The following is a 22,112-nucleotide window of genomic DNA, read 5'->3' on the forward strand; positions in this document are numbered from 1 at the left end:
GCTCCGGGCCATTGTTACCGCTGGGTCGCCTCCTGAACAGGTGCGCGACACGGGCCCGGGAAGATGTGAGGCGACGCACGGTCGGAGGTGGCTGGCAGGATGAGCGCGTGAGCGAGACGACCGCCCCTGCGCCCGCCCCCGAGCCCGTCACCGACGACGTCCCGACGGAGGTCCACCAGGAGTGGGCCGACCTGGCCGAGCAGGCGACCACGGCCCAGTTCGCCTATCACGTCAAGGACGCGCCGACGATCAGCGACGGCGAGTACGACCAGATCATGCGGCGCCTCAACGCGATCGAGGAGGCCTACCCCTCGCTGCGCACGCCGCAGAGCCCGACCCAGAACGTCGGCGGGGCCGCCTTCGCCACCGGGTTCGAGACCGTCGACCACGTCGAGCGGATGCTGAGCCTCGACAACGCCTTCTCGTTCGAGGAGCTGCGCACCTGGGCCGAGCGGGTCGAGCGGGAGGTGGGCACCGGGGCCCACTACCTCACCGAGCTCAAGATCGACGGGCTCGCGATCAACCTGCTCTACGAGAAGGGCCGCCTCGTGCGGGCGCTCACCCGCGGCGACGGGCGCACCGGTGAGGACGTCACCCACAACGTCCGCACGATCGAGGGCATCCCGGAGCGGCTGTCGGGCGACGAGGTCCCCGAGCTCGTCGAGGTGCGCGGCGAGGTGTTCTTCCCGACCGCCGCCTTCGCCGACCTCAACGCGAGCCTCGTCGAGGCGGGCAAGGCGCCGTTCGCCAACCCGCGCAACGCGGCCGCGGGCTCGCTGCGCCAGAAGGACCCCAAGGTGACGGCCAGCCGGCCGCTGCGCATGCTCGTGCACGGGATCGGGGCCCGCCGCGGCTTCGACGTCGAGCGCCAGAGCGAGGCGTATGCCGTCCTGCGGGCCTGGGGGCTGCCCACCTCCGACGAGGTCCGCGTCCTGCCCGACATCGCCGCCGTCGAGGAGTTCGTGACCTACCACGGTGAGCACCGGCACGACCGTGCCCACGAGATCGACGGCATCGTCGTCAAGGTCGACGAGGTGCCGCTGCAGCGCCAGCTCGGCGCGACCTCCCGGGCGCCCCGCTGGGCCATCGCGTTCAAGTACCCGCCCGAGGAGGTCAACACCAAGCTCCTCGACATCCGCGTCAACGTCGGTCGCACCGGTCGGGTCACGCCCTACGGCGTCATGCAGCCGGTCGTCGTGGCGGGCTCGACCGTGGAGCAGGCAACCCTGCACAACGCGTACGAGGTGGCTCGCAAGGGCGTGCTCATCGGCGACACGGTCGTGCTGCGCAAGGCCGGCGACGTCATCCCCGAGATCGTCGGCCCGGTCGTCGACCTGCGTGACGGCAGCGAGCGCGAGTTCGTCATGCCGACCGTGTGCCCGGCCTGTGGCACGCCGCTCGCCCCGGAGAAGGAGGGCGACAAGGACATCCGCTGCCCCAACACGCGCTCCTGCCCGAGCCAGCTGCGCGAGCGGGTGTTCGCACTCGCGTCCCGCGGCGGTCTCGACATCGAGGCGCTCGGCTGGGAGGGGTCCATCGCCCTGCTCGACTCCGGCATCGTCACCGACGAGGGCGACCTCTTCGCCCCGCCGGAGGACGGCCCGCACGCGGGGGAGTACGGCATCACCCGCGAGAAGCTGGCGCGGGTGCCGCTCTACACGCGCGCGGCCAAGAAGACCGACCCCGCCGACCGGGTCGTCGACGGCCGCGTGCTCTCCGCCGGTGGCGAGACGCTGCTCGCCGAGCTCGAGAAGGCCAAGAGCCAGCCGCTGTGGCGGGTCCTCGTCGCTCTCTCGATCCGCCACGTCGGGCCGACGGCCGCGCGGGCGCTCGCGACGCACTTCGGGTCGATGGAGGCCATCAGGGCCGCATCGACGGAGGAGCTGGCCCAGGCCGAGGGCGTGGGCGGCGTCATCGCCGAGGCGGTGACCGCCTGGTTCGAGGTCGACTGGCACCGCGAGATCGTGCGCAAGTGGGCCGACGCCGGCGTCCGGATGGCCGACGAGGTCGACGAGTCGGTGGAGCGCACCCTCGAGGGCAAGACGGTCGTCGTCACCGGCTCGCTCGAGGGCTTCTCGCGCGACGAGACCAAGGAAGCCATCATCAGCCGCGGCGGCAAGGCGTCCGGGTCGGTGTCGAGGAAGACCGACTACGTCGTCGTCGGCGCCAACGCCGGGACGAAGGCTGCCAAGGCCGAGGAGCTCGGCCTGACCGTCCTCGACGAGGAGGGCTTCCGCCGGCTGCTCGAGACCGGCTCGCCGGACTGACCGCCTCGACGTCCCCGCTGCCCGGCGGTTGTCGGGGTGTGTGTGCGGGGCCCACTCGGGAGCCCCAGGTGTGTGAGCCAGCACCGTCATTTCGTGCTGCCGCCTCCCTAGAGTCTGCGTAGTCGACCCAGCGGGTCGGCCCCGCTCACCGCAGCGCGACGCACGAGGAGGTGCAGGTCTTGACGGCTACGCCCATGCTCGAGACCAGGGCCCTGACCAAGGAGTTCCGCGGCTTCCGTGCCGTGTCGGAGGTCGATCTCACCGTTGCCAGCGGCACGGTGCACGCCCTCGTCGGCCCCAACGGTGCCGGCAAGACGACGCTCTTCAACCTGCTCACCGGCTTCCTCACCCCCAGCTCGGGCACGGTGCTCTTCGACGGGCACGACATCACCGGCCGCGCCCCCGAGCAGATCGCCCCGCTCGGCATCGCCCGCTCCTTCCAGATCACCAGCCTCTTCGAGGCGATGACCCTGCGCGAGCACCTCGAGCTGGCGCTCGCCGGCCCCACCGGACTGGGCCGGCAGTGGTGGCGCTCGGTGACGCGGATGGCGAGGTTCAAGGAGCGGGCGATGGAGCTGCTCGAGCAGGTCGGGCTCGCCGACAAGGCGCAGGTGCCCGCGTCGTCGCTCGCCTACGGCCAGAAGCGCGCGCTCGAGCTGGCCATCGCCATGGCGCTCGACCCCAAGCTGCTGCTCCTCGACGAGCCGACCGCGGGGATGGGCATCGAGGACGTCGACCGCACCATCGCTCTCGTCAAGCAGCTCGCCGCCGGCCGCACCGTGGTCTTCGTCGACCACAACATGCACGTCGTCGGCTCGCTCGCCGACCGCGTCACCGTGCTGCAGTCCGGCTATGTGCTCGCGGAGGGGCCCTACGAGCAGGTGCGGACCGACGAGCGGGTCATCACGGCATACCTCGGAGCAGCCCATGAGTGACGACACCCGCACGGCCGGCTCGACCGACCTGACGACGGGCGCCCTTGCGACACAGTCCCGCTCGCGCATGCTCGAGGTCTCCGGGCTGTCCGCCTGGTACGGCGAGGCCCGCGTCCTGACCGACGTCAGCATCGACGTCGCGCCCGGCGAGGTGGTCACGCTGGTCGGACGCAACGGCGCGGGCAAGACGACCCTGCTGCGGTCGGTCATGGGCCTGCACCGACAGACGGAGGGCAGCGTCGGCTTCGACGGGACCGACCTCGCCAAGCGCTCCGCGGACGCACGAGCCCGGGCCGGCATCGGCTGGGTCCCCGACGACCGCGGGATCTACTCGAGCCTCACCGTCGCCGAGAACCTCCTGCTGCCACCGGTCGTGCACGCCGACGCCTGGCCGCTCGAGCGGGTCTACGAGTTCTTCCCGGTCCTGCACGAGCGCCGCGACTTCCCCGGCACCCGGCTCTCCGGCGGCGAGCAGCAGATGCTGGCCATGGCCCGGGTCCTGCGGATGGGCTCGCGCCTGCTGCTCCTCGACGAGCCGAGCGAGGGCCTGGCCCCCGTCATCGTGTCGCGCATCGGGGAGATCATCCGCGAGATCAAGGGCCACGGGGTCGCCGTCCTGCTCGTCGAGCAGAACGTCAAGTTCGCCTCGACCGTGGCCGACCGGCACTACCTGCTCGCCCAGGGCAGGGTCGTCGAGCACCTCGGCAACGAGGACTTCCGCGCCCGTGAGGGCGAGCTGCTCACCTACCTCGGCATGTAGCCGCCGTCCCGCCCCGCACGCCCACCGGCACCCGGGGCCACCCGTCCTCCACGCCACGGCCCGGACTCACCACGCCCCGGACCACGGCGCACACCACCACACCCGTCACATCTCGTCACCACACCCCAGGAGGGGACATGCGTAGCAGGACAGTCCAGGGCACCGTCGCCATCGCGGCGAGCGCGTCGCTCGCGCTCGCCGCGTGCGGAGGGGCCGGCGGCCCGCAGTCCGGCGGCTCGACCAAGCTGACCGACGACAAGGTCGTCATCGGCCTGCTCAACGACCAGTCGGGCGTCTACAAGGACCTGTCCGGCCCCAACTCGGCGGTCGCGATCCAGATGGCCATCGACGACTACAAGGCCAAGTACGGCGAGAAGGCGGTCGCCAAGGACATCGAGATCGTCCAGGCCGACCACCAGAACAAGGCGGACATCGCCAACTCCAAGGCGCAGGAGATGTACGACCGGCAGAAGGCCGACGTCATCCTCGACGTGCCCAACTCCGCCGCCGCCCTCGCCGTCGCCACGCAGGCGAAGAACAAGAAGAAGCTCTACATCAACATCGGTGCCGGCACGACGGCCCTGACCGGTGCCAAGTGCAACAAGTACACCTTCCACTGGGCCTACAACACCGCGGTCCTCGCCCGCGGCACCGCCGGCACGATCACGAAGCAGGGCGGGACGAGCTGGAACATCGTCTACCCCGACTACGCCTTCGGCCAGGACATGAACAAGTCCTTCACCAAGGAGATCACGGCCGCCGGCGGCACGGTCGGGCAGTCGATCGCCTCGCCCTTCCCGAGCGACAACTTCGCCACCTTCATCACCAAGGCCGGCGAGGGCAACCCCAAGGTCATCGGCACGATGCACGCCGGTGGCGACCTCATCAACTTCGTCAAGCAGTTCAACCAGAGCCCGCTCAAGGGCAAGGTGCAGCTCGCCGTCGGCCTGATGTTCATCACCGACATCCACACGCTCGGCGTCGACCAGTTCGCCGGCACCCAGTTCACCGACCCGTGGTACTGGAACTTCGACGCGCAGAACAAGAAGTGGGCCGACCGCTTCAAGGAGAAGACGAACACCCGGCCGTCCTTCGCGCACGCCGCCAACTACTCGGCCGCGATGAACTACCTCGAGGCGGTCCAGGCGGCCGGCACGGACGACTCGGACGCCGTCGTCGCCAAGCTCGAGGGCAAGAAGGTCGACGACGTCTTCCTGCGCAACGGTGAGATCCGCAAGGCCGACCACGCCGTCATCCACGACGTCTACCTCGCCAAGGTCAAGAGCTCGGCCCCCGAGGACTGGGACTACGAGGACATCGTCAAGACGATCCCCGCGGCCGAGGCGTACGGCGCGGCCAACCCCGCCTGCTCGATGAGCTGACCCCGGCCCCGCTGCAGGGCGGGTATGCCGTCCGGTCGCTTCCCGGCGACGCGACCGGACGGCATACCCCGGGCTCACCCGCCCCGCAGCCGGACCGCCCCGATCGACCGCGAACCGAACGAGAGACATGAGCGCATTCATCCAGTACACCTTCCAGGGGCTGGCGGCAGGCGGCTTCTACGCGCTGTCGGCCCTGGGCCTGGCCGTCATCTTCGGCGTGCTCGGTGTCGTCAACTTCTCGCACGGCGCCTGCTACATGCTCGGCGCCGTCATCTCCGCGGTGCTCCTCGCCGAGCTGCACGCCGGCTTCTGGGTGGCGCTCGTGGTGGTCCCGATCCTCATGTTCGGCTTCGGGGTGCTGATGGAGCGGCTCCTCGTGCGCTGGCTCCTCGCGCTCGACCCGCTGTACAACTTCCTGCTGACCTTCGGCCTCACCCTGATCCTCGTCGAGGCGGTCAAGCAGCGCTACGGCGTGTCCGGCCTGCCCTACGAGGTGCCGGCCGGGCTGGGCGGGCAGGTCACCATCGGCAGCGTCAACCTGTCGGTCTACGCGATCTTCGCGTGCGTCTTCTCCGTCCTCGTCTGCGCGGCCGTGGGCCTGCTGCTGACGAGGACCCGGATCGGCATGATCGTGCGCGCTGCGACCGAGGCGCCCGAACGCACCCGGGCGCTCGGGATCAACGTGGGCCGATGGGTCACCCCGGTCTTCGGCTTCGGCATCGCCCTGGCCGGCCTCGCCGGCGTCCTGGCCGCGCCGACCCGCGCCATCACCGCCGAGATGGGCAGCAACTTCATCATCATCCTCTTCGCCGTCGTCGTCATCGGCGGCCTCGGCTCCATCCTCGGCGCGGTGGTCGCCGGCTTCCTCGTCGGCCTCGTCGAGGCCTACGGCGTGGCCTACGCCCCCGCCTACGCCCAGATCGTCATCTTCGTGCTGATGGCGGTCGTCGTCCTCGTCCGGCCCTCGGGGCTCTTCGGACGGGAGGAGGTCGCATGAGCGAGCAGCTGACCGCCAAGGTCGACGTCGACCTGGCCCAACCCTCGATCCTGTCGCGGCGCAACCCGCTGCGCTACGTCCTGCTGCTCGGGGGCCTCGTGGTCCTCGTGCTGCTGCCGTACTGGGTCTACCCACCCGTCGCGATGGACATCCTGTGCTGGGGCCTCTTCGCGATCAGCGTCGACCTGCTGCTGGGGTTCACCGGGCTGCTGAGCTTCGGCCACGCTGCGTTCTGGGGCGGCTCGGCGTACTGCACCGGCCTGATCGCGACGCACTGGGGCGTCCCGTTCCCGGTCGCGGTCCTCGGCGGGGCGGTCTTCGCGATGGTCATCGCGTGGCCGATCGGCTACCTGTCGGTGCGGCGCACGGGCATCTACTTCGCCATGGTGACGCTGGCCTTCGCACAGATGCTCTACTTCGTGGCCAACCAGGCGCGCGACCTCACCGGCGGCGAGAACGGGCTGCAGGGCATCCCGAGGAACTTCTTCGGCATCGAGCCGGTCGAGACCGACCCCTTCTACTTCTACTACGCCGGTGCGGTGATCATCGTGCTCGGCATCCTGCTCGCCTGGCGGGTCGTCAACTCGCCCTTCGGTCGGGTGCTGACGGCCGTACGCGACAACCCGGCGCGCGCCCGGGCGCTCGGCTACGACGTGGAGCGGTACAAGATCACCGCCTTCGTCATCTCGGCCGGCCTGGCCGGCCTCGCGGGCGGCGTCTTCGCGGTCAGCCACCAGTTCGCGTCGCTGCAGGAGCTGATGTGGACCACGTCGGGCAAGGTCGTGCTCGTCACGGTCCTCGGCGGGATCGGCACCCTCTGGGGTGGGCTCGTCGGGGCGGGGGTCGTCGTGACGCTGGAGGACTATCTCGCCAGCTCGGGGTTCGAGGGGATCGGCCTGATCACCGGCGCGATCTTCGTGGTGATCGTCCTGCTCTTCCGGCACGGGATCTGGGGCACGGCACGCAACGTGCTGCGCCGCTACGTGATCGGGCGCCGGAGCCGGCCGCGCGACTGAGCGGACGCCGGGGTCTCAGGGGGTGAGGACTCGTCGGGCGATGCGCCCGACGACGAGCCACGCGACGGCACCGAGGCCCCAGTTGGTCAGGGCGTTCTTGACGGCGGCGCCGTCGCCCATGAACTGCTTGATGCCCGCCGTGCGGCTGAAGACGCCGAGGTCGGCCCAGTCGGCGGCGTGCAGCACCCCCTGCACGAGCGCGTTGTGGGTGTTGGCGCCGACGGCGATGAGTGCCGTGCCCAGCAGCAGGGCCGCGGCGGCCAGCAGGCAGACCAGCCAGACCGCCTCGCCGAGCATCGTGCGCAGGCGCCGGACACCCGCCCCGGTGAGGCTGAGGGCCCGCCGGGCGCCGGCGCGCACGTCGGGGGCGCGCCGCGCCGGCGCGGCAGCGTCGGCCTTGGCGGAGGCCCGGTCGCCGGGTGTGGCGGGCGGCTGGCTCGGTGTCGCAGACGGTGCTGTCGACGGTGTTGCAGAGGGTGTTGCAGACGGTGCTGCGGAGGGCTCGCCGGCCGGCGTCGAGGGCGCGGCGGTCGAGGGGGTGGCCTGGCTCGTCATCGAGGGGTCTCCTTGCGCGGTTCGTGGATCCGCAGTGCACAACGAGCCACACCCGGCTCAGGACACGGCCGTGCGCGCACGAGTTCCCACGGGCCCGGATACCCGGTCGGGCCGCCGCGGCCGGGCCCATAGACTGGCCCCCATGTCCTCCCTGTCCCGTGACGACGTGGCCCACCTGGCTGGTCTGGCCCGCATCGACCTGTCCGAGGCCGAGCTCGACCGCATGGTCGGCGAGCTCGCGGTCATCCTCGACTCGGTCGCCAAGGTCCAGCAGGCTGCGACCGAGGGGGTCGCCCCCATGTCGCACCCGATGCCGCTGACCAACGTGACCCGTCCCGACGTGGTCCGGCCCAGCCTCGGCGCCGAGGCGGTCCTCGCCGGCGCCCCCGAGGCCGAGCAGCAGCGCTTCTCCGTGCCGCGCATCCTCGACGAGGACTGAGCGACGCCGAAGCCCGCGTATGCCGCGTCGCCGGGCACCCGGCATACCCCCTCCGCCCGTGACGGGCACCCCGAGATCCTTTGTCGCCGCTACGAATCGAAGGCACCGACGTGACCGACCTGCCAACCGACCTGACGAGGGCCACCGCCGCCGAGCTGGCCGACTCCCTCGCGAGCAAGACGATCAGCTCCGTGGAGGTGACCCAGGCGCACCTCGACCGGATCGCCGCCGTGGACGGGCAGGTGCACTCCTACCTCCACGTCGACACCGACGGTGCCCTCGCGCAGGCCCGGGCGGTCGACCGGCGACGCCAGGCCGGCGAGAGCCTCGGCGCGCTCGCCGGTGTGCCGATCGCCGTCAAGGACGTCATGACGACCAAGGGCGTCCCGACGACGTGCGGCAGCCGTATCCTCGAGGGCTGGATCCCGCCCTACGACGCGACCGTCGTGACGAAGCTGCGCGAGGCCGGCCTGCCCATCCTCGGCAAGACGAACATGGACGAGTTCGCGATGGGCTCGTCCACCGAGCACTCCGCGTACGGCCCCTCCCGCAACCCGTGGGACTTGGGCCGCATCCCCGGCGGTTCGGGTGGTGGCTCGAGCTCGGTCCTCGCCTCGTTCCAGGCGCCGCTCGCGACGGGCACCGACACCGGCGGCTCGATCCGCCAGCCCGCCGCCGTCACGGCGACCGTCGGCACCAAGCCGACCTACGGCGGGGTCTCCCGCTACGGCCTCGTGGCCCTCGCGAGCTCGCTCGACCAGGCCGGCCCGTGCGGCCGCACCGTGCTCGACACCGCGCTGCTCCACGCCGTCATGGCCGGCCACGACCCGATGGACTCGACGTCCATCGACGCGCCGGTGCCGCCCGTCGTCGAGGCGGCCCGCGCCGCCGACGTGCGGGGGATGAGGATCGGCGTCGTCAAGGAGCTCGGCGGCGAGGGCTACCAGCCGGGCGTGCGCACCCGCTTCGACGAGTCGGTCGCCCTGCTCGAGGAGCTCGGTGCCGAGGTCGTCGAGGTCAGCTGCCCCAACTTCGACTACGCCCTCGCGGCCTACTACCTCATCCTCCCCAGCGAGGCCTCCAGCAACCTCGCCAAGTTCGACGCCATGCGCTACGGCCTGCGGGTGCTGCCCGAGGGCGTCGACGCTCCCAGCGCGGAGCAGGTGATGGCGGCCACGCGCGACGCCGGCTTCGGCGACGAGGTCAAGCGCCGCATCATCCTCGGCACGTACGCGCTGAGCTCGGGCTACTACGACGCGTACTACGGCTCGGCCCAGAAGGTCCGCACGCTCATCGCCCAGGACTTCGCCAACGCGTACGAGAAGGTCGACGTGCTCGTCAGCCCGACGGCGCCGACGACGGCGTTCCGGCTCGGCGACAAGCTCGAGGACCCGATGGCGATGTACCTCAACGACATCGCGACCATCCCGGCCAACCTCGCCGGCGTCCCGGGCATGTCCATCCCGTCCGGCCTCGCCGACGAGGACGGGCTGCCGGCGGGCATCCAGATCCTCGCCCCCGCGATGAAGGACGAGCGGCTCTACGCCGTCGGCGCCGCCCTGGAGGCCGCCCTCGTCGACCGCTGGGGTGGCCCGATCCTCGACCGCGCGCCCGACCTGGGTGGCGCCGCTGCTGCGAAGGGAGCCTGAGATGACCACCGTCGCCAGTGACGCGGTCATGGACTACGACGAGGCCATGGCCAGGTTCGACCCGGTCATGGGACTCGAGGTCCACGTCGAGCTGCACACCGCGACCAAGATGTTCTGCGGGTGCCCGACCGAGTTCGGCGCCGAGCCCAACTCGCAGGTGTGCCCGGTCTGCCTCGGCCTGCCCGGAGCCCTGCCCGTCGTCAACGAGAAGGCCGTCGAGTCGGCCATCCGGATCGGCCTGGCCCTCAACTGCGAGATCGCCGAGTGGTGCCGCTTCGCCCGGAAGAACTACTTCTACCCGGACATGCCGAAGAACTTCCAGACGTCGCAGTACGACGAGCCGATCGCCTACGAGGGCTACCTCGACGTCGAGCTCGAGGACGGCAGCACCTACCGCGTCGAGATCGAGCGCGCGCACATGGAGGAGGACACCGGCAAGTCGCTGCACATCGGCGGCGCGACCGGGCGCATCCACGGCGCCGACCACTCGCTCGTCGACTACAACCGCGCCGGCATCCCGCTCATCGAGATCGTCACCAAGCCGATGGTCGGGGCGGGGGAGCGAGCGCCCGAGGTCGCCAAGGCGTACGTCTCGGCGCTGCGTGACCTGCTGCGCGCCCTCGACGTCAGCGACGTCCGCATGGAGCAGGGCTCGATGCGCTGCGACGCCAACGTGTCGCTGCGCCCGCGCGTCGGTGAGCCGACGAGCGCCGAGCAGCTGACCGTGCCGCTCGGCACCCGCACCGAGACGAAGAACGTCAACTCCCTGCGCTCGGTCGAGCGGGCCGTGCGCTACGAGATCTCGCGGCACGCCGCGATCCTCGACGCCGGCGGCTCGATCCTGCAGGAGACCCGCCACTGGCACGAGGACACCGGCATCACGACGTCGGGCCGCGTCAAGTCCGACGCCGAGGACTACCGCTACTTCCCCGAGCCCGACCTCGTGCCGGTCGCTCCGACGCGCGAGACGGTGGAGGCGCTGCGCGCAACGCTGCCGGAGCCTCCCGGTCTGCGCCGCCGCCGGCTCCAGTCCGACTGGGGCTACAGCGACCTCGAGATGCGCGACGTCGTCAACGCCGGCGCCGTCCAGCTCATCGAGGAGACCGTGGCGGCGGGCGCGAGCCCGGCAGCCGCCCGGAAGTGGTGGCTCGGTGAGCCGTCACGCCGCGCCAACGCCGAGGGCCAGGACATCGTCACGTATGCCGCCGGGCTCGGCCTCACGCCGGCGCACATCGCCGAGCTCGACGGTCTCGTCGTCTCGGGGCGGCTCAACGACTCGCTCGCGCGGCAGGTGCTCGACGGCGTCCTCGCCGGCGAGGGCACCCCGACGGCGGTCGCCGACGCCCGCGGCCTCGAGCTCGTCCAGGACGACGGGGCCCTCGAGGCGGCCGTCGACCAGGTCATCGAGGCCAACCCCGACGTGGCGGCGAAGATCCGCGACGGCAAGGTGCAGGCCGCGGGGGCGCTCATCGGCCAGGTGATGAAGCAGATGAAGGGCCAGGCCGACGCCGGCAAGGCCCGCGAGCTCATCCTCGCCAAGCTGCAGTAACCGTCGAAAGGCCACTTCTGGTCGCCTGCTGACAGTCGAAAGGCCACTTCTCGTCGCGAGAAGTGGCCTCTCGACCTGGCCGACGCGACAAGACGTGGCCTTTGGACGTGGCGGAGGCGACAAGACGTGGCCTCTCGACGTGGCCGAGGCGACAAGACGTGGCCTCTCGACGTGGCCGAGGCGTCAAGACGTGGCCTCTCGACGTGGCCGAGGCGTCAAGACGTGGCCTCTCGACGGTTGAGGGACAGGCGGGGCCCGGACGTCGCGGTGGTCAGCCGGCGCCGACGGCCGCCAGCGGGAGCGAGATCAGCCGGTCCTGGCGGTCGTTGTTGCTCGTCGTGATCCACACGCGGTCACCGACGAACCGGATGTCGCGGACGCGGCCGTACTTACCCTGCAGGTAGCGGGATGGACGGCCGGCCGTGCCGTTCGCGTCGATGGGCACCCGCCACACCGACTGGCCGCGGAGGGCGGCCAGGTAGACGGCGCCGTCGGGGCCGACGGCGATGCCGCTCGGCGACATCTCGGAGGGGGACCACTGCGCGACGGGGTCGACGTAGTCCGGCTTGCCGGCGCGGCCCTCGACCAGCGGCCAGCCGTAGTTCCTGCCGGCCTGGATGAGGTTGAGCTCGTCGTAGGTGTCCTGGCCGAACTCGCTGGCCCACATGCGGCCTCGCTTGTCCCAGGCCAGTCCCTGGACGTTGCGGTGGCCGTAGGACCAGATGGGAGACCCGCCGAAGGGGTTGCCCGGGGCAGGGTTGCCGTCAGGGGTGATGCGCAGGATCTTGCCGCCCAGGGAGCTGAGGTTCTGCGACAGGGACGTGTCGCCCCCCTCGCCGGTGCCGACGTAGAGGAAGCCGTCCGGGCCGAAGGCGATGCGACCGCCGTTGTGGTAGCGCCCGCGGGGGATGCCGGAGAAGACGACGACCGGGTCGCCGATGGTCCCGTCACGCCACGGCACGGCAGCGATCCGGTTGTCGCTGTCGGTCGAGTAGTAGGCGTAGAACACCGGGTCGGCGTCGAAGTCCGGGGGAACGGCGAGCCCGAGCAGGCCGCCCTCGCCCTCGGTGCGCGAGATCGGCAGCCTCCCGGCGACGGTGGGCCGGCCCCCGGTCCCCGGCTCGGGCACGTGGTAGATCCGGCCGGTGTTGCGCTCGCTGACCAGGGCGCTGCCGTCGGGGAGGACCGCCACCGACCAGGCGATGTCGAGGCTGCCGAGAAGCGTGACCGGTCCGGCCGGCTCCGGAGCCGGCCGGACCGGTGGCCGGCTCTCGGTGGTGGGCCGGCGTGCCGGCGGTGTCTCGGCCCCGGTGGCGGACGGCGTGCCCGCGGTCGTCGCGGAGCTCGTGGTCGACCCGGGTGCGGCGCCCGTCGACGCACCCGTGCCGCCGCTCGTCGGCGTGGCCGTGGCTTGCCCGACCGGGGTGCTCGTCGTCGCCGTCACCGACGGCGATCCCGAGGAGCACGCCGAGGCGAGGACGGCGACGACGGCTGCGCCTGCGAGGGCGCGGCGGGTCGATCGGGGGACGGGCGGCATACCTCATTGTGTCCCACGTCGGGCGCGGTGGCGCGGCGCGTCGGGCGCGGTGGCGCGGCGCGTCGGGCGCGGTGGCGCCGTGCGTCAGGCGCCCCGGCGCTCGAGCGTCTCCAGCAGCTCGTCCCGGACCTCCGGGTGCACGACGTCGGCCGCGACGACGCGCCTGGCCGCGGTGAGGTCCCCGCTGAAGGCGCGGAAGAGGAGCAGGAGGTCGATGTCGTGGTCGGGCCTCTCGACGAGGACCTCCGCGCCGACGCGGACGACCCCGGGTGTGACGACGGAGAGGTAGGCGCCGGTGCGGCCCTCCTGCGTGAACCGCCGCACCCAGCGGGGCTCGTCCATGTGCGCCGCGAAGGTGCGACAGGGGATGCGGGGCACCTCGACGCGCAGCACGACGTCGTCGATGCGCCAGACCTCGCCGACGAGCGCGTGGGTCATCTCGACGCCGACGGTCGTGATGTTCTCGCCGAAGCCGCCGGGCCGGATGGACCGGCCGATCTGCTCCTCCCAGAACTGCTGGTCCTCGCGCGGGTAGGCGTAGACCGCCTGCAATGAGCCGCCGTGGTGCTTGGGGTTGCCGATCTCGTCACCGACGACCCCGCTGCCGAGCCCGCCGCGCTTCGGCCCCGGCTCGCGCACCTCGAAGGAGTCGACGGGCTGCTTGTCGATGGCCGTGGCGCGGCCGCCACCGGGCGGGGCGGTGCGCCGTCCGGAGGCGAGCGACAGGATGCGGGGCTGGCTGGTCACGGCGGCGAGCCTAGCCGCGACTCGCGCGAGCCGGCCCGGCCTTTTCGGGCGGCCTCGTTAGCGTGGGGCCATGAGCGCCACTCCTCTCGTCGTCTCCGTGCCCGAACCCGAGTACGCGCAGGCGCTCGGTGACCTCGACGGCCTGGACGTCGTCGTGTGGGACATGGAGCAGCCGCACCCGCGCGGCGCCGAGATCCGCCTTGCGGTCGTGCCCTACATGACGAAGCTGCGTCTGGCGGACGTCGTCGAGGGGCTGGAGGCGCTGGAGGTGGTCCAGCTCCAGAGCGCCGGTTACGAGCAGTTCGTCGACGGGCTGCCGGACGGCGTAACGCTGTGCAACGCCGCTGGCGTCCATGACGCCTCCACGGCCGAGCTGGCCCTCACCCTGACGCTCGCCTCCATCCGAGACATCCCGGAGTTCGTTGCGGCTCAGGCTCGCTCGCGGTGGGAGCCGCTGCGGCTGCGCACGGCACTCGCGGACCGCCGGGTGCTCGTCCTCGGGTACGGGCAGATCGGACGGGCGATCGCCGGCCGCTTCGCGCCCTTCGAGGTGAGCCTCACCGCCGTCGCCTCGCGAGCGCGGGACGGCGACGAGCTCGTGCCCCGGGTCCACGGCATCGACGAGCTGCCGGAGCTGCTGCCGCACCACGACGTCGTGGTGGTCATCGTGCCCCTGACCGACGCGACGCGCGGCCTCCTCGACGCCGCCATGCTGGGCCGTATGCCGGACGGCGCGCTGCTCGTGAACGTGGCCCGTGGTCCCGTGGTCGACACCCAGGCCCTCGTCGCCGAGTGCGCCTCGGGCCGGCTGCGGGCCGCGCTGGACGTCACCGACCCCGAGCCCCTCCCGGCGGACCACCCGCTCTGGACGACGCCGGGGGTCCTCGTCACCCCGCACGTCGGGGGAGCGACCGACGCGATGCGCCCGCGGGCCATGGCGCTCGTCCGGCGGCAGGTCGAGGCAGTCCTCGCCGGGCAGCCGGTCGGAAACGCCGTCGCCGGACCCTTGTCGCACGCAGGACGATAGTGGACACTGTCAACATGACCGAGACCATCGTCGCGATCGGCACCCGCAAGGGGCTGTGGATCGCCCGCAGCGCCGACCGTCGGGACTGGACCCTGGAAGGCCCGCACTTCCTCATGAGCGAGGTCGCCTCGGTGGCGGTCGACACCCGCGAGGGGCGCTCCACCGTGCTCGCCGGCGTCAAGTCGTGGCACTGGGGTCCGACCGTCCAGGTCTCCACCGACGGCGGGCGCAGCTGGACCGAGAGTGCCGAGCGCGCCCTGTCCTTCCCCACCGACACCGACACGGCGCTCGAGCGGGTCTGGCAGCTGACCCCCGACCCCAACGACGCCGACGTCGTCTGGGCGGGCGTCGAGCCCCACGCCCTCTTCCGCAGCACCGACCGCGGCGACAGCTACGAGCTCGTCCGCGGGCTGTGGGAGCACCCGCACCGGCCCCGGTGGGAGCCCGGCTTCGGCGGTGGCGCGGTCCACACGATCGTCCCCGAGCCCGGCCACCCGGAGAACCTCCTCGTCGCGATGAGCGCCGGCGGCGTCTACCGCTCCGGCGACGGCGGTCAGAGCTGGGCTCCGAGCAACCCCGGGATCCGGGCCTACTTCATGCCCGACAACGAGTACCCCGAGTTCGGGCAGTGCGTGCATAAGGTGGCCCGTGCGCAGGCGGACGGCGCGCTCTACGCGCAGAACCACAAGGGCGTCTACCGCTCCGACGACAACGGCGGCACCTGGGAGTCGATCGCCGACGGCCTGCCCACCGACTTCGGCTTCGCGATCCTCGCCCACCCGCGCCGCCCCGGCGTCGTGTGGAACATCCCGGTCCAGGACGACGGCGAGCGCATCCCGCCGGGCGCCCAGCTGCAGGTCCAGCGCTCCGACGACGGTGGCGCGCACTGGCGGATGCAGGCGAAGGGCCTGCCGAGCGAGAGCTTCACGTGCGTCCTGCGCGACGCGGCCTCGCTCGACGACGCCGACCCCGTCGGCGTCTACCTCGGCACCCGCAACGGCGACGTGTTCGCGTCGGCCGACGAGGGAGAGACCTTCACGCGCATCGCCACCCAGCTGCCCGACGTGCTCGTCGTGCGCGCCGCCCAGCTGGCCTGAGGGACAGGGGCTTCCGTATGCCGTCCGCTCCCGTTCGCGTGATCCTGCCGGGCATGCTGCGCGACCTCGTCGGCGGCCTGTCGGAGATCGAGGTCGAGTCGCCCACCGAGTCGCAGACGGTCGCCGAGCTGCTCGACCGGGCGTTCTCCGACCACCGCATCCTCGACGGCAAGGTCCGCGACGAGCGAGGCCAGATCCGCCGGCACGTCAAGGTCTTCGTCAACGGCGAGGACGCCACGCGCGGCGCCGGTGTCGGGGCCCCCGTGCCTGCCGGGGCGCGCGTCCACATCATCAACGCCGTCTCCGGCGGCTGAAGCCACTCAGCCGCCGAGGCCGAGCAGGATCGGCAGCACCGTCCGCTCGAGCTGCCCGACGCCGATCGCCCGCGGTTCGATGAGCCGCTGGGTCATCGAGCCCTGTGCGAGCGCGATGGCAGCACGGACGAACAGCTCGGTCGGCATCGGCAGTGCGAGTCCCTGGCGTGCGACCGCCTCGTCGACGACGGCGACCAGCTCGTCGCGGACCCGGCGCTGCTGGGCGGCCCAGGCGCGCCGGGCGTGGGCGTCGCGGATGGCGTGCAGGGTGAACTCGGTGGTCAGCACCAGCCAGCGCTCCTGGCTGCGGCTGTCGTCCGCGAGAGCGGCGAAGACGTCCCGGAGCAGCTCGTCGGCGTCCGCGTGGGCGCGCTTGCTGGCGTGGCGGATGCGGTCCACCAGGGCCTCCGAGTGGCGGCGGGAGAGCTCGACGACGAGGTCGTCCTTCGAGCTGAAGTTGGAGTAGAACGCCCCGCGGGTGAACCCGGCGCGCTCGCAGATCTCCTCGACCGTCGCGCCGTGGAAGCCCCGCTCGGCGAAGACCTCGCTGGCAGCCTCGAGCACGCGGTCACGTGTGGCCTGACGGCGCGCGGTGACACGTGGTGGCGCGGGAGCGGCGACTCTGCTGGACGGCATACGCCAAGGATACGCCCTCGAATTGAATACATCGTTGTATCGGATGCATACTCGTATCGTGACTGTTCTCGAGGTGCACCCCTCCGACTCGCCCGACGTGTGGAGCGTCGTCGTCGACGACGTCAGCGTGGCCGGCACCCACGAGCCCTTCGTCGAAGGGGTGGCCTTCACTGCTCCCGCCGGTGAGGTCACGCTCGTCGCGACCGACCCCGGCCTCCCGCAGGTCGCCCTCGCCCTGGCCATCGGCGGGCGTGTCGAGCTGCTGCGCGGCCGTGTCGCCTTCGGCGGGGTCACCGACCGCGCCGAGCTGCAGCGGTGCACCCGCCTCGTCGACGTCGCCGACGTCACGTCGCCGGAGGAGGCCATCACGGTGCGTGCGGTCGTGCAGGAGGAGCTGGCCCTGGCGGAGCAGCCGGCGTCGCGGGCCGCCGTGGCCGCGTTCCTCGCGGAGCGCGACCTGGCCGACCGGGCGGGCCGGCCGTGGGGCCGGCTGCCGGCCGCGGTGCGCACGAGCCTCCTGCTCGAGCTCGGCGCCCTGCACCCGCACGTGCGCATCCTCGTCCTCTCCGGACCGGACCGGCACGGCGGCGACCCGGCGCCCTGGCTCGAGACCTGCCACCGCCTCGCGGCGACCGGCCTGGCCGTCATCGTCCTCACCACTGCTGCCACCGTCTCGGCGCTCTCGACCCTCGCGGTCGCGCCGGCGGTCTCGAAGGAGTCCCTGGCATGAACCCCGTCCGTCTCGCGGTGGCCGAGCTGCGCCGCCTCACCAGCTCGCGGCTGGCGCGTCTCGCCCTCGCCGCCCTCGTGCTCATCCCGACGCTCTACGGCGGGCTCTACCTCTACGCCAACCACGACCCCTACGGCGCGTTCCCCCAGGTGCCGGCCGCGGTCGTCAGCGACGACGCCGGCACGACGCTCGGCACGGGGGAGAAGCTCCAGGTCGGAGGGCAGGTGGCCGACCACCTCGTGGAGTCGAAGTCGTTCGACTGGCACCACGTGTCGCACGCCGAGGCGATGCGCGGCGTCGACGACGGGACCTACTCGTTCGCCGTCATCCTGCCGCGCAGCTTCTCGGCCGACCTCGCCTCGACAGCCGAGTTCAAGCCCCGCCAGGCCACCGTCGTGCTCGAGACCAACGACGCCAACAACTACATGACCTCGATGATCGGCAACCAGGTGATCAAGCAGGTCACGGCCTCGGTCGCCAGCCAGGTCAGCGAGACCGCCGCGAGCAGGCTGCTGCTCGGGTTCAGCCAGGTGCACAGCCAGCTCGTCAAGGCGGTGGACGGCTCCGAGCAGCTGCGGGCCGGCGCGGCCAAGGCCGACAGCGGTGCACACCAGCTGGCGAGCGGCGCCACCAGCCTCGCGGGTGGCCTGCACGACCTGGCCGCCGGCGCCGAGCGGCTCGACGCCGGGATCGGTCGGGCGGCCGCCGGTGCCGACGACCTCCAGGCGGGCGCAGCGCAGCTCGCGAGCGGGCTCGGCACCCTCCAGGCCCGCACGGCGAGCCTCCCCGCCCAGACGGCCAGGCTGGCCGACGGCGCCGAGCAGGTCGCCGCGGGCAACCGCACCGTCGCCGGCTACGGGGCCAAGGCCGCGGCCGCGTCCACGGACCTCAAGCAGCGCATCACGGCCGACCGCAGCTCCTTCATCGCCCAGCTGCGGGCACAGGGGATCACCGACGCGCAGCTGGCCGTCGTCGAGTCGCGTCTCGACACCATCGACGGCTACGTCAACCGTGCCGACACGACCATCCAGTCCGCCTCCGGCGACCTCACCCGGCTGTCCACGGGGGCCGACCAGGTGGCCGCCGGTGCGCGGACCCTCGCGAACGCCACGCCCGCCCTGACCGAGGGCATCGCCTCGGCGCACTCGGGAGCGGTCCGGCTGCGCGACGGCGCGGGCACCCTCGCCGGCGGCCTCGACACGCTGCAGGGCGGCGCGGCCCAGCTGTCCACCGGCGCGGACAGGGCCGCGGCCGGCGGCGACTCGCTCGCCAAGGGCGCCTCGTCGCTCGCCTCCGGCCTCGACTCGCTGACCAAGGGAGCAGGCGACCTCCATGCCGGGCTCGTCAAGGGCCGTGACTCCGTGCCCGACCCGAGCGACGCGCAGCGCAAGGCGATGGCCCAGACCATCGGCAACCCGGTGGGGGTGTCCACCGGCTCGCTCTCCTCGGCCGGCTCGTACGGTGCAGGCCTCGCCCCGCTCTTCATGAGCCTCGCGCTCTGGATCGGCGCCTACGTCCTCTTCCTCTTCGTGCGGCCGCTGTCGACCCGGGCGCTCGCGACCAGCCAGCGCTCGATCCGCACCGCCGTCGGCGGCTGGCTCGCCCCGGCCCTCGTCGGCCTCGTCCAGGTGGCGGCGCTCGTGCTCGTCGTCGGCAGGGGCGTCGACATCCGCATCGCCCACCCGGTCCTCGCGTTCCTCTTCCTGTGCTTCACGTCCATGACCTTCGTGGCGATCCTGCACGCGCTCGCGTCGCGGTTCGGGGCGGTCGGCAAGTTCCTCGGCCTGGTCTTCATGGTCGTCCAGCTCGTCAGTGCGGGAGGCACCTTCCCGTGGCAGACCCTGCCCGGGCCCCTCCAGGCGATCCACCACGTCGTACCGATGAGCTACGCCGTCGACGGCCTGCGCCGGCTGCTCTACGGCGCCGACCTCGGACCCGTGATGGGCTCGCTGGGGGTCCTCACGGCATACCTCCTCGGGGCCCTTGCGGTCTCGACGGTGGCCGCGCGTCGGTCGCGGATGTGGACCCCGAAGCGCATCAAGCCCGAGCTGAGCCTCTGACCCCCGCTGCTGACAACCAGGCGGCAGCAGAGCATGCTCGGAGCATGAGCAGCGCGTCCAAGGAGAAGACCCTCATCCTCATGCGGCACGCCAAGGCCGAGGAGGGGCACGGGAAGCCGGACCACGACCGCGAGCTCGCGCCGCGTGGGCGCCGGGATGCGCGGGCGGCCGGCAAGTGGCTCCACCAGGAGGGGCTGGTGCCCGACCTCGTCATCTGCTCCACCGCCGAGCGCACCCGCCAGACGTGGGAGGAGGCGTGCCACGGCGGTGCCCACACCGAGTTCGTGGAGTTCCGCCGCAGCGTCTACGTCGGAGGGTCGGAGCAGACGCTCGAGACGGTGCGCGAGGACGGGGGCGACACCACCACGGTGCTCGTCGTCGGCCACAACCCGACCATGGCACAGCTGACGAGCCTGCTCGCCGACGGGGAGGGCTCCCGGGAGGCGCACGAGGCGCTGGGCCGGGGGTTCGTCACGAGCGGGCTGGCGGTCCTGCGCTACGCGGGGGAGTGGGCCGACATCGACCTCGGCACGTGCGAGCTCCTGCGCTTCCACGTCAGCCGGGGCCACGAGGACTGAGCGCGCCGAGCACGCTGCCGTCGGCGACCACGAACTGAGATGCGGCGTCCACCCAGCGGACACGCGGTCCTATGCTGCAAGCATGACGCAGACGCCTGACATCAAGCCCCGCAGCCGCGACGTCACCGACGGTCTCGAGAAGACCGCCGCGCGGGGGATGCTCCGGGCCGTCGGCCTCGGCGACGACGACTTCGCCAAGCCGCAGATCGGCGTCGCCAGCTCGTGGAACGAGATCACCCCGTGCAACCTCTCCCTCGACCGGCTCGCCAAGGCCGTCAAGGACGGCGTGCACGCGGGCGGCGGATACCCGCTGGAGTTCGGCACCATCTCGGTGTCCGACGGCATCTCGATGGGCCACGAGGGCATGCACTTCAGCCTCGTCTCGCGCGAGATCATCGCCGACTCGGTCGAGACCGTCATGAACGCCGAGCGCCTCGACGGCTCCGTGCTGCTCGCCGGCTGCGACAAGTCGCTGCCCGGCATGCTCATGGCGGCCGCTCGCCTCGACCTGGCGTCCGTGTTCCTGTATGCCGGCACGATCCTCCCGGGAGTCGCCAAGCTCTCCGACGGCACGGAGAAGGAGGTCACGATCATCGACGCCTTCGAGGCCGTCGGCGCGTGCAACGCGGGCCTCATGTCGCGCGAGGACGTCGACGCCATCGAGCGCGCCATCTGCCCGGGCGAGGGTGCCTGCGGCGGCTTCTACACCGCCAACACGATGGCCGCCGTGGCCGAGGCGATCGGGATGTCGATGCCCGGCTCGGCAGCGCCGCCGGCGACGGACCGCCGCCGCGACATGTACGCCCGCAAGTCCGGCGAGGCCGTCGTCGAGCTGCTCCGCCGCGGCATCACCGCGCGCGACATCATGACCAAGCCGGCCTTCGAGAACGCCATCGCCGTCGTCATGGCCTTCGGTGGCTCGACCAACGCCGTGCTCCACCTGCTGGCGATCGCCAACGAGGCCGACGTCGACCTGACCATCGACGACTTCCGCCGCATCGGGGCCAAGGTGCCGCACCTGGCCGACGTCAAGCCCTTCGGCAGCTTCGTCATGAAGGACATCGACCACATCGGCGGCATCCCGGTCGTCATGAAGACGCTGCTCGAGGCCGGCCTGCTCGACGGTGACTGCCTCACCGTGACCGGCAGGACCATGGCCGAGAACCTCGAGGAGATCAACCCGCCGCACATCGACGGCCGCGTCATCCGCGAGATGTCGACGCCGATCCACAAGACCGGGGGCCTGACGATCCTCAAGGGCTCGCTCGCCCCCGAGGGTGCGGTCGTGAAGTCGGCCGGCTTCGACGAGTCGGTCTTCGAGGGCACCGCCCGCGTCTTCGACGGTGAGCGCGCCGCGATGGACGCGGTCGAGGAGGGCTCGCTGAAGAAGAACGACGTCGTCGTCATCCGCTACGAGGGGCCCAAGGGCGGCCCGGGCATGCGCGAGATGCTCGCCGTCACCGGCGCCATCAAGGGCGCGGGCCTCGGCAAGGACGTCCTGCTGCTGACCGACGGCCGGTTCTCCGGCGGCACGACCGGACTCTGCGTGGGGCACGTCGCGCCCGAGGCCGTCGACGAGGGCCCGATCGCGTTCGTGCGGGACGGCGACACCATCCGCCTCGACGTCGCCAGCGGCACGCTCGACCTGCTGGTCGACGAGGAGGAGATGGGCCGCCGCCGCGCCGAGGGCGTCACCCACCCCGAGCCGAAGTACACCCGCGGCGTGCTCGCGAAGTACCGCAAGCTCGTCGGCAGCGCGAGCGGCGGCGCCGTCTGCGGCTGAGCGCCACCGGCTCGCCGGCGGTGGGCCCTGCCATCCCACCCGTGCGGCGACGTC

At 72.0% G+C, this 22,112-nt stretch carries 20 protein-coding genes; 16 read left to right on the top strand and 4 right to left on the bottom strand.

Annotated features, from left to right (window positions below):
• The first annotated feature begins 107 nt into the window (after nt 1-107).
• The 6 genes from ligA to ABD241_RS02695 all read left to right on the top strand — a co-directional run bounded on the left by ligA (nt 108) and on the right by ABD241_RS02695 (nt 7,357).
• The gene (ligA, locus tag ABD241_RS02670; protein WP_344058167.1) at nt 108-2,267 is read left to right on the top strand and encodes an NAD-dependent DNA ligase LigA; all 2,160 of its coding nucleotides are present in this window, start codon (nt 108-110) and stop codon (nt 2,265-2,267) included.
• A gap of 170 nt (nt 2,268-2,437) precedes the next feature.
• The gene (locus ABD241_RS02675) at nt 2,438-3,202 is read left to right on the top strand and encodes an ABC transporter ATP-binding protein (protein ID WP_344058169.1); all 765 of its coding nucleotides are present in this window, start codon (nt 2,438-2,440) and stop codon (nt 3,200-3,202) included.
• Complete coding sequence (locus ABD241_RS02680) at nt 3,195-3,962, top strand: ABC transporter ATP-binding protein (RefSeq protein WP_344058171.1); 768 nt, start codon at nt 3,195-3,197, stop codon at nt 3,960-3,962. Before ABD241_RS02675 ends, ABD241_RS02680 begins: the two co-directional genes overlap by 8 nt.
• A gap of 137 nt (nt 3,963-4,099) precedes the next feature.
• Nucleotides 4,100-5,344: an ABC transporter substrate-binding protein gene (locus ABD241_RS02685; RefSeq protein WP_344058173.1), complete on the top strand. Its 1,245-nt coding sequence runs from the start codon at nt 4,100-4,102 to the stop codon at nt 5,342-5,344.
• Nucleotides 5,345-5,471: 127 nt separating this feature from the next.
• Complete coding sequence (locus ABD241_RS02690) at nt 5,472-6,341, top strand: ABC transporter permease subunit (RefSeq protein WP_142184420.1); 870 nt, start codon at nt 5,472-5,474, stop codon at nt 6,339-6,341.
• A complete protein-coding gene (locus ABD241_RS02695; RefSeq protein WP_344058176.1) occupies nt 6,338-7,357 on the top strand; it encodes a branched-chain amino acid ABC transporter permease in 1,020 nt (339 codons plus the stop codon). Before ABD241_RS02690 ends, ABD241_RS02695 begins: the two co-directional genes overlap by 4 nt.
• 15 nt (nt 7,358-7,372) lie before the next feature.
• On the opposite strand, the gene ABD241_RS02700 is transcribed toward ABD241_RS02695, so the two are convergent.
• Complete coding sequence (locus ABD241_RS02700; protein WP_344058178.1) at nt 7,373-7,912, bottom strand: RAD23 family protein; 540 nt, start codon at nt 7,910-7,912, stop codon at nt 7,373-7,375.
• A gap of 142 nt (nt 7,913-8,054) precedes the next feature.
• Between ABD241_RS02700 and gatC the strand changes: the two genes are divergently transcribed.
• The 3 genes from gatC (at nt 8,055) to gatB (ending at nt 11,549) form a co-directional block, all read left to right on the top strand.
• Nucleotides 8,055-8,351, top strand: coding sequence for an Asp-tRNA(Asn)/Glu-tRNA(Gln) amidotransferase subunit GatC (gatC, locus tag ABD241_RS02705; protein WP_344058180.1), 297 nt, complete (start codon nt 8,055-8,057; stop codon nt 8,349-8,351).
• Nucleotides 8,352-8,470: 119 nt separating this feature from the next.
• Nucleotides 8,471-10,000 carry an Asp-tRNA(Asn)/Glu-tRNA(Gln) amidotransferase subunit GatA gene (gene gatA / locus ABD241_RS02710; RefSeq protein WP_344059494.1) on the top strand — a complete coding sequence of 510 codons (1,530 nt, stop codon included), beginning with the start codon at nt 8,471-8,473 and terminating at the stop codon, nt 9,998-10,000.
• 1 nt (nt 10,001) lies between these two features.
• Complete coding sequence (gene gatB, locus ABD241_RS02715) at nt 10,002-11,549, top strand: Asp-tRNA(Asn)/Glu-tRNA(Gln) amidotransferase subunit GatB (protein WP_344058182.1); 1,548 nt, start codon at nt 10,002-10,004, stop codon at nt 11,547-11,549.
• A gap of 271 nt (nt 11,550-11,820) precedes the next feature.
• Here the strand turns inward: gatB and ABD241_RS02720 are convergent, their stop codons facing one another.
• Together ABD241_RS02720 and ABD241_RS02725 are read right to left on the bottom strand one after the other, a co-directional pair.
• On the bottom strand, nt 11,821-13,086 hold the full coding sequence (locus ABD241_RS02720; protein WP_344058184.1) for a PQQ-dependent sugar dehydrogenase: 1,266 nt from the start codon (nt 13,084-13,086) through the stop codon (nt 11,821-11,823).
• 84 nt (nt 13,087-13,170) lie between these two features.
• Nucleotides 13,171-13,833 (bottom strand): MOSC domain-containing protein, encoded by a 663-nt coding sequence (locus tag ABD241_RS02725; RefSeq protein ID WP_344058186.1) that lies wholly within the window; start codon nt 13,831-13,833, stop codon nt 13,171-13,173.
• 70 nt (nt 13,834-13,903) lie between these two features.
• On the opposite strand from ABD241_RS02725, the gene ABD241_RS02730 reads away from it, so the two are divergent.
• The 3 genes from ABD241_RS02730 to ABD241_RS02740 are packed head-to-tail and all read left to right on the top strand — an operon-like array spanning nt 13,904 to nt 16,271.
• Nucleotides 13,904-14,860 carry a 2-hydroxyacid dehydrogenase gene (locus ABD241_RS02730; protein WP_344058188.1) on the top strand — a complete coding sequence of 319 codons (957 nt, stop codon included), beginning with the start codon at nt 13,904-13,906 and terminating at the stop codon, nt 14,858-14,860.
• A 14-nt stretch (nt 14,861-14,874) separates the two neighbouring features.
• Entirely contained in the window at nt 14,875-15,957 is a 1,083-nt protein-coding gene (locus ABD241_RS02735; RefSeq protein WP_344058190.1) for a WD40/YVTN/BNR-like repeat-containing protein, read from the top strand.
• A gap of 17 nt (nt 15,958-15,974) precedes the next feature.
• Nucleotides 15,975-16,271, top strand: coding sequence for a MoaD/ThiS family protein (locus tag ABD241_RS02740; RefSeq protein WP_344058192.1), 297 nt, complete (start codon nt 15,975-15,977; stop codon nt 16,269-16,271).
• Nucleotides 16,272-16,277: 6 nt separating this feature from the next.
• On the opposite strand, the gene ABD241_RS02745 is transcribed toward ABD241_RS02740, so the two are convergent.
• On the bottom strand, nt 16,278-16,907 hold the full coding sequence (locus ABD241_RS02745; RefSeq protein ID WP_344058194.1) for a TetR/AcrR family transcriptional regulator: 630 nt from the start codon (nt 16,905-16,907) through the stop codon (nt 16,278-16,280).
• A 58-nt stretch (nt 16,908-16,965) separates the two neighbouring features.
• Between ABD241_RS02745 and ABD241_RS02750 the strand changes: the two genes are divergently transcribed.
• From ABD241_RS02750 to ilvD, 4 genes are all read left to right on the top strand, one after another.
• Nucleotides 16,966-17,637, top strand: coding sequence for a hypothetical protein (locus tag ABD241_RS02750; protein WP_344058196.1), 672 nt, complete (start codon nt 16,966-16,968; stop codon nt 17,635-17,637).
• Nucleotides 17,634-19,697 carry a YhgE/Pip family protein gene (locus ABD241_RS02755; protein WP_344058198.1) on the top strand — a complete coding sequence of 688 codons (2,064 nt, stop codon included), beginning with the start codon at nt 17,634-17,636 and terminating at the stop codon, nt 19,695-19,697. Before ABD241_RS02750 ends, ABD241_RS02755 begins: the two co-directional genes overlap by 4 nt.
• A 44-nt stretch (nt 19,698-19,741) precedes the next feature.
• Nucleotides 19,742-20,275, top strand: a complete 534-nt coding sequence (locus ABD241_RS02760; RefSeq protein ID WP_344058200.1) for a SixA phosphatase family protein — start codon at nt 19,742-19,744, stop codon at nt 20,273-20,275.
• 82 nt (nt 20,276-20,357) lie between these two features.
• Nucleotides 20,358-22,058, top strand: coding sequence for a dihydroxy-acid dehydratase (gene ilvD, locus ABD241_RS02765; RefSeq protein WP_344058202.1), 1,701 nt, complete (start codon nt 20,358-20,360; stop codon nt 22,056-22,058).
• Nucleotides 22,059-22,112 lie beyond the last annotated feature (54 nt).

It is taken from the genome of Terrabacter lapilli, from assembly GCF_039531305.1.
GTDB classification, from domain to species: domain Bacteria; phylum Actinomycetota; class Actinomycetes; order Actinomycetales; family Dermatophilaceae; genus Terrabacter; species Terrabacter lapilli.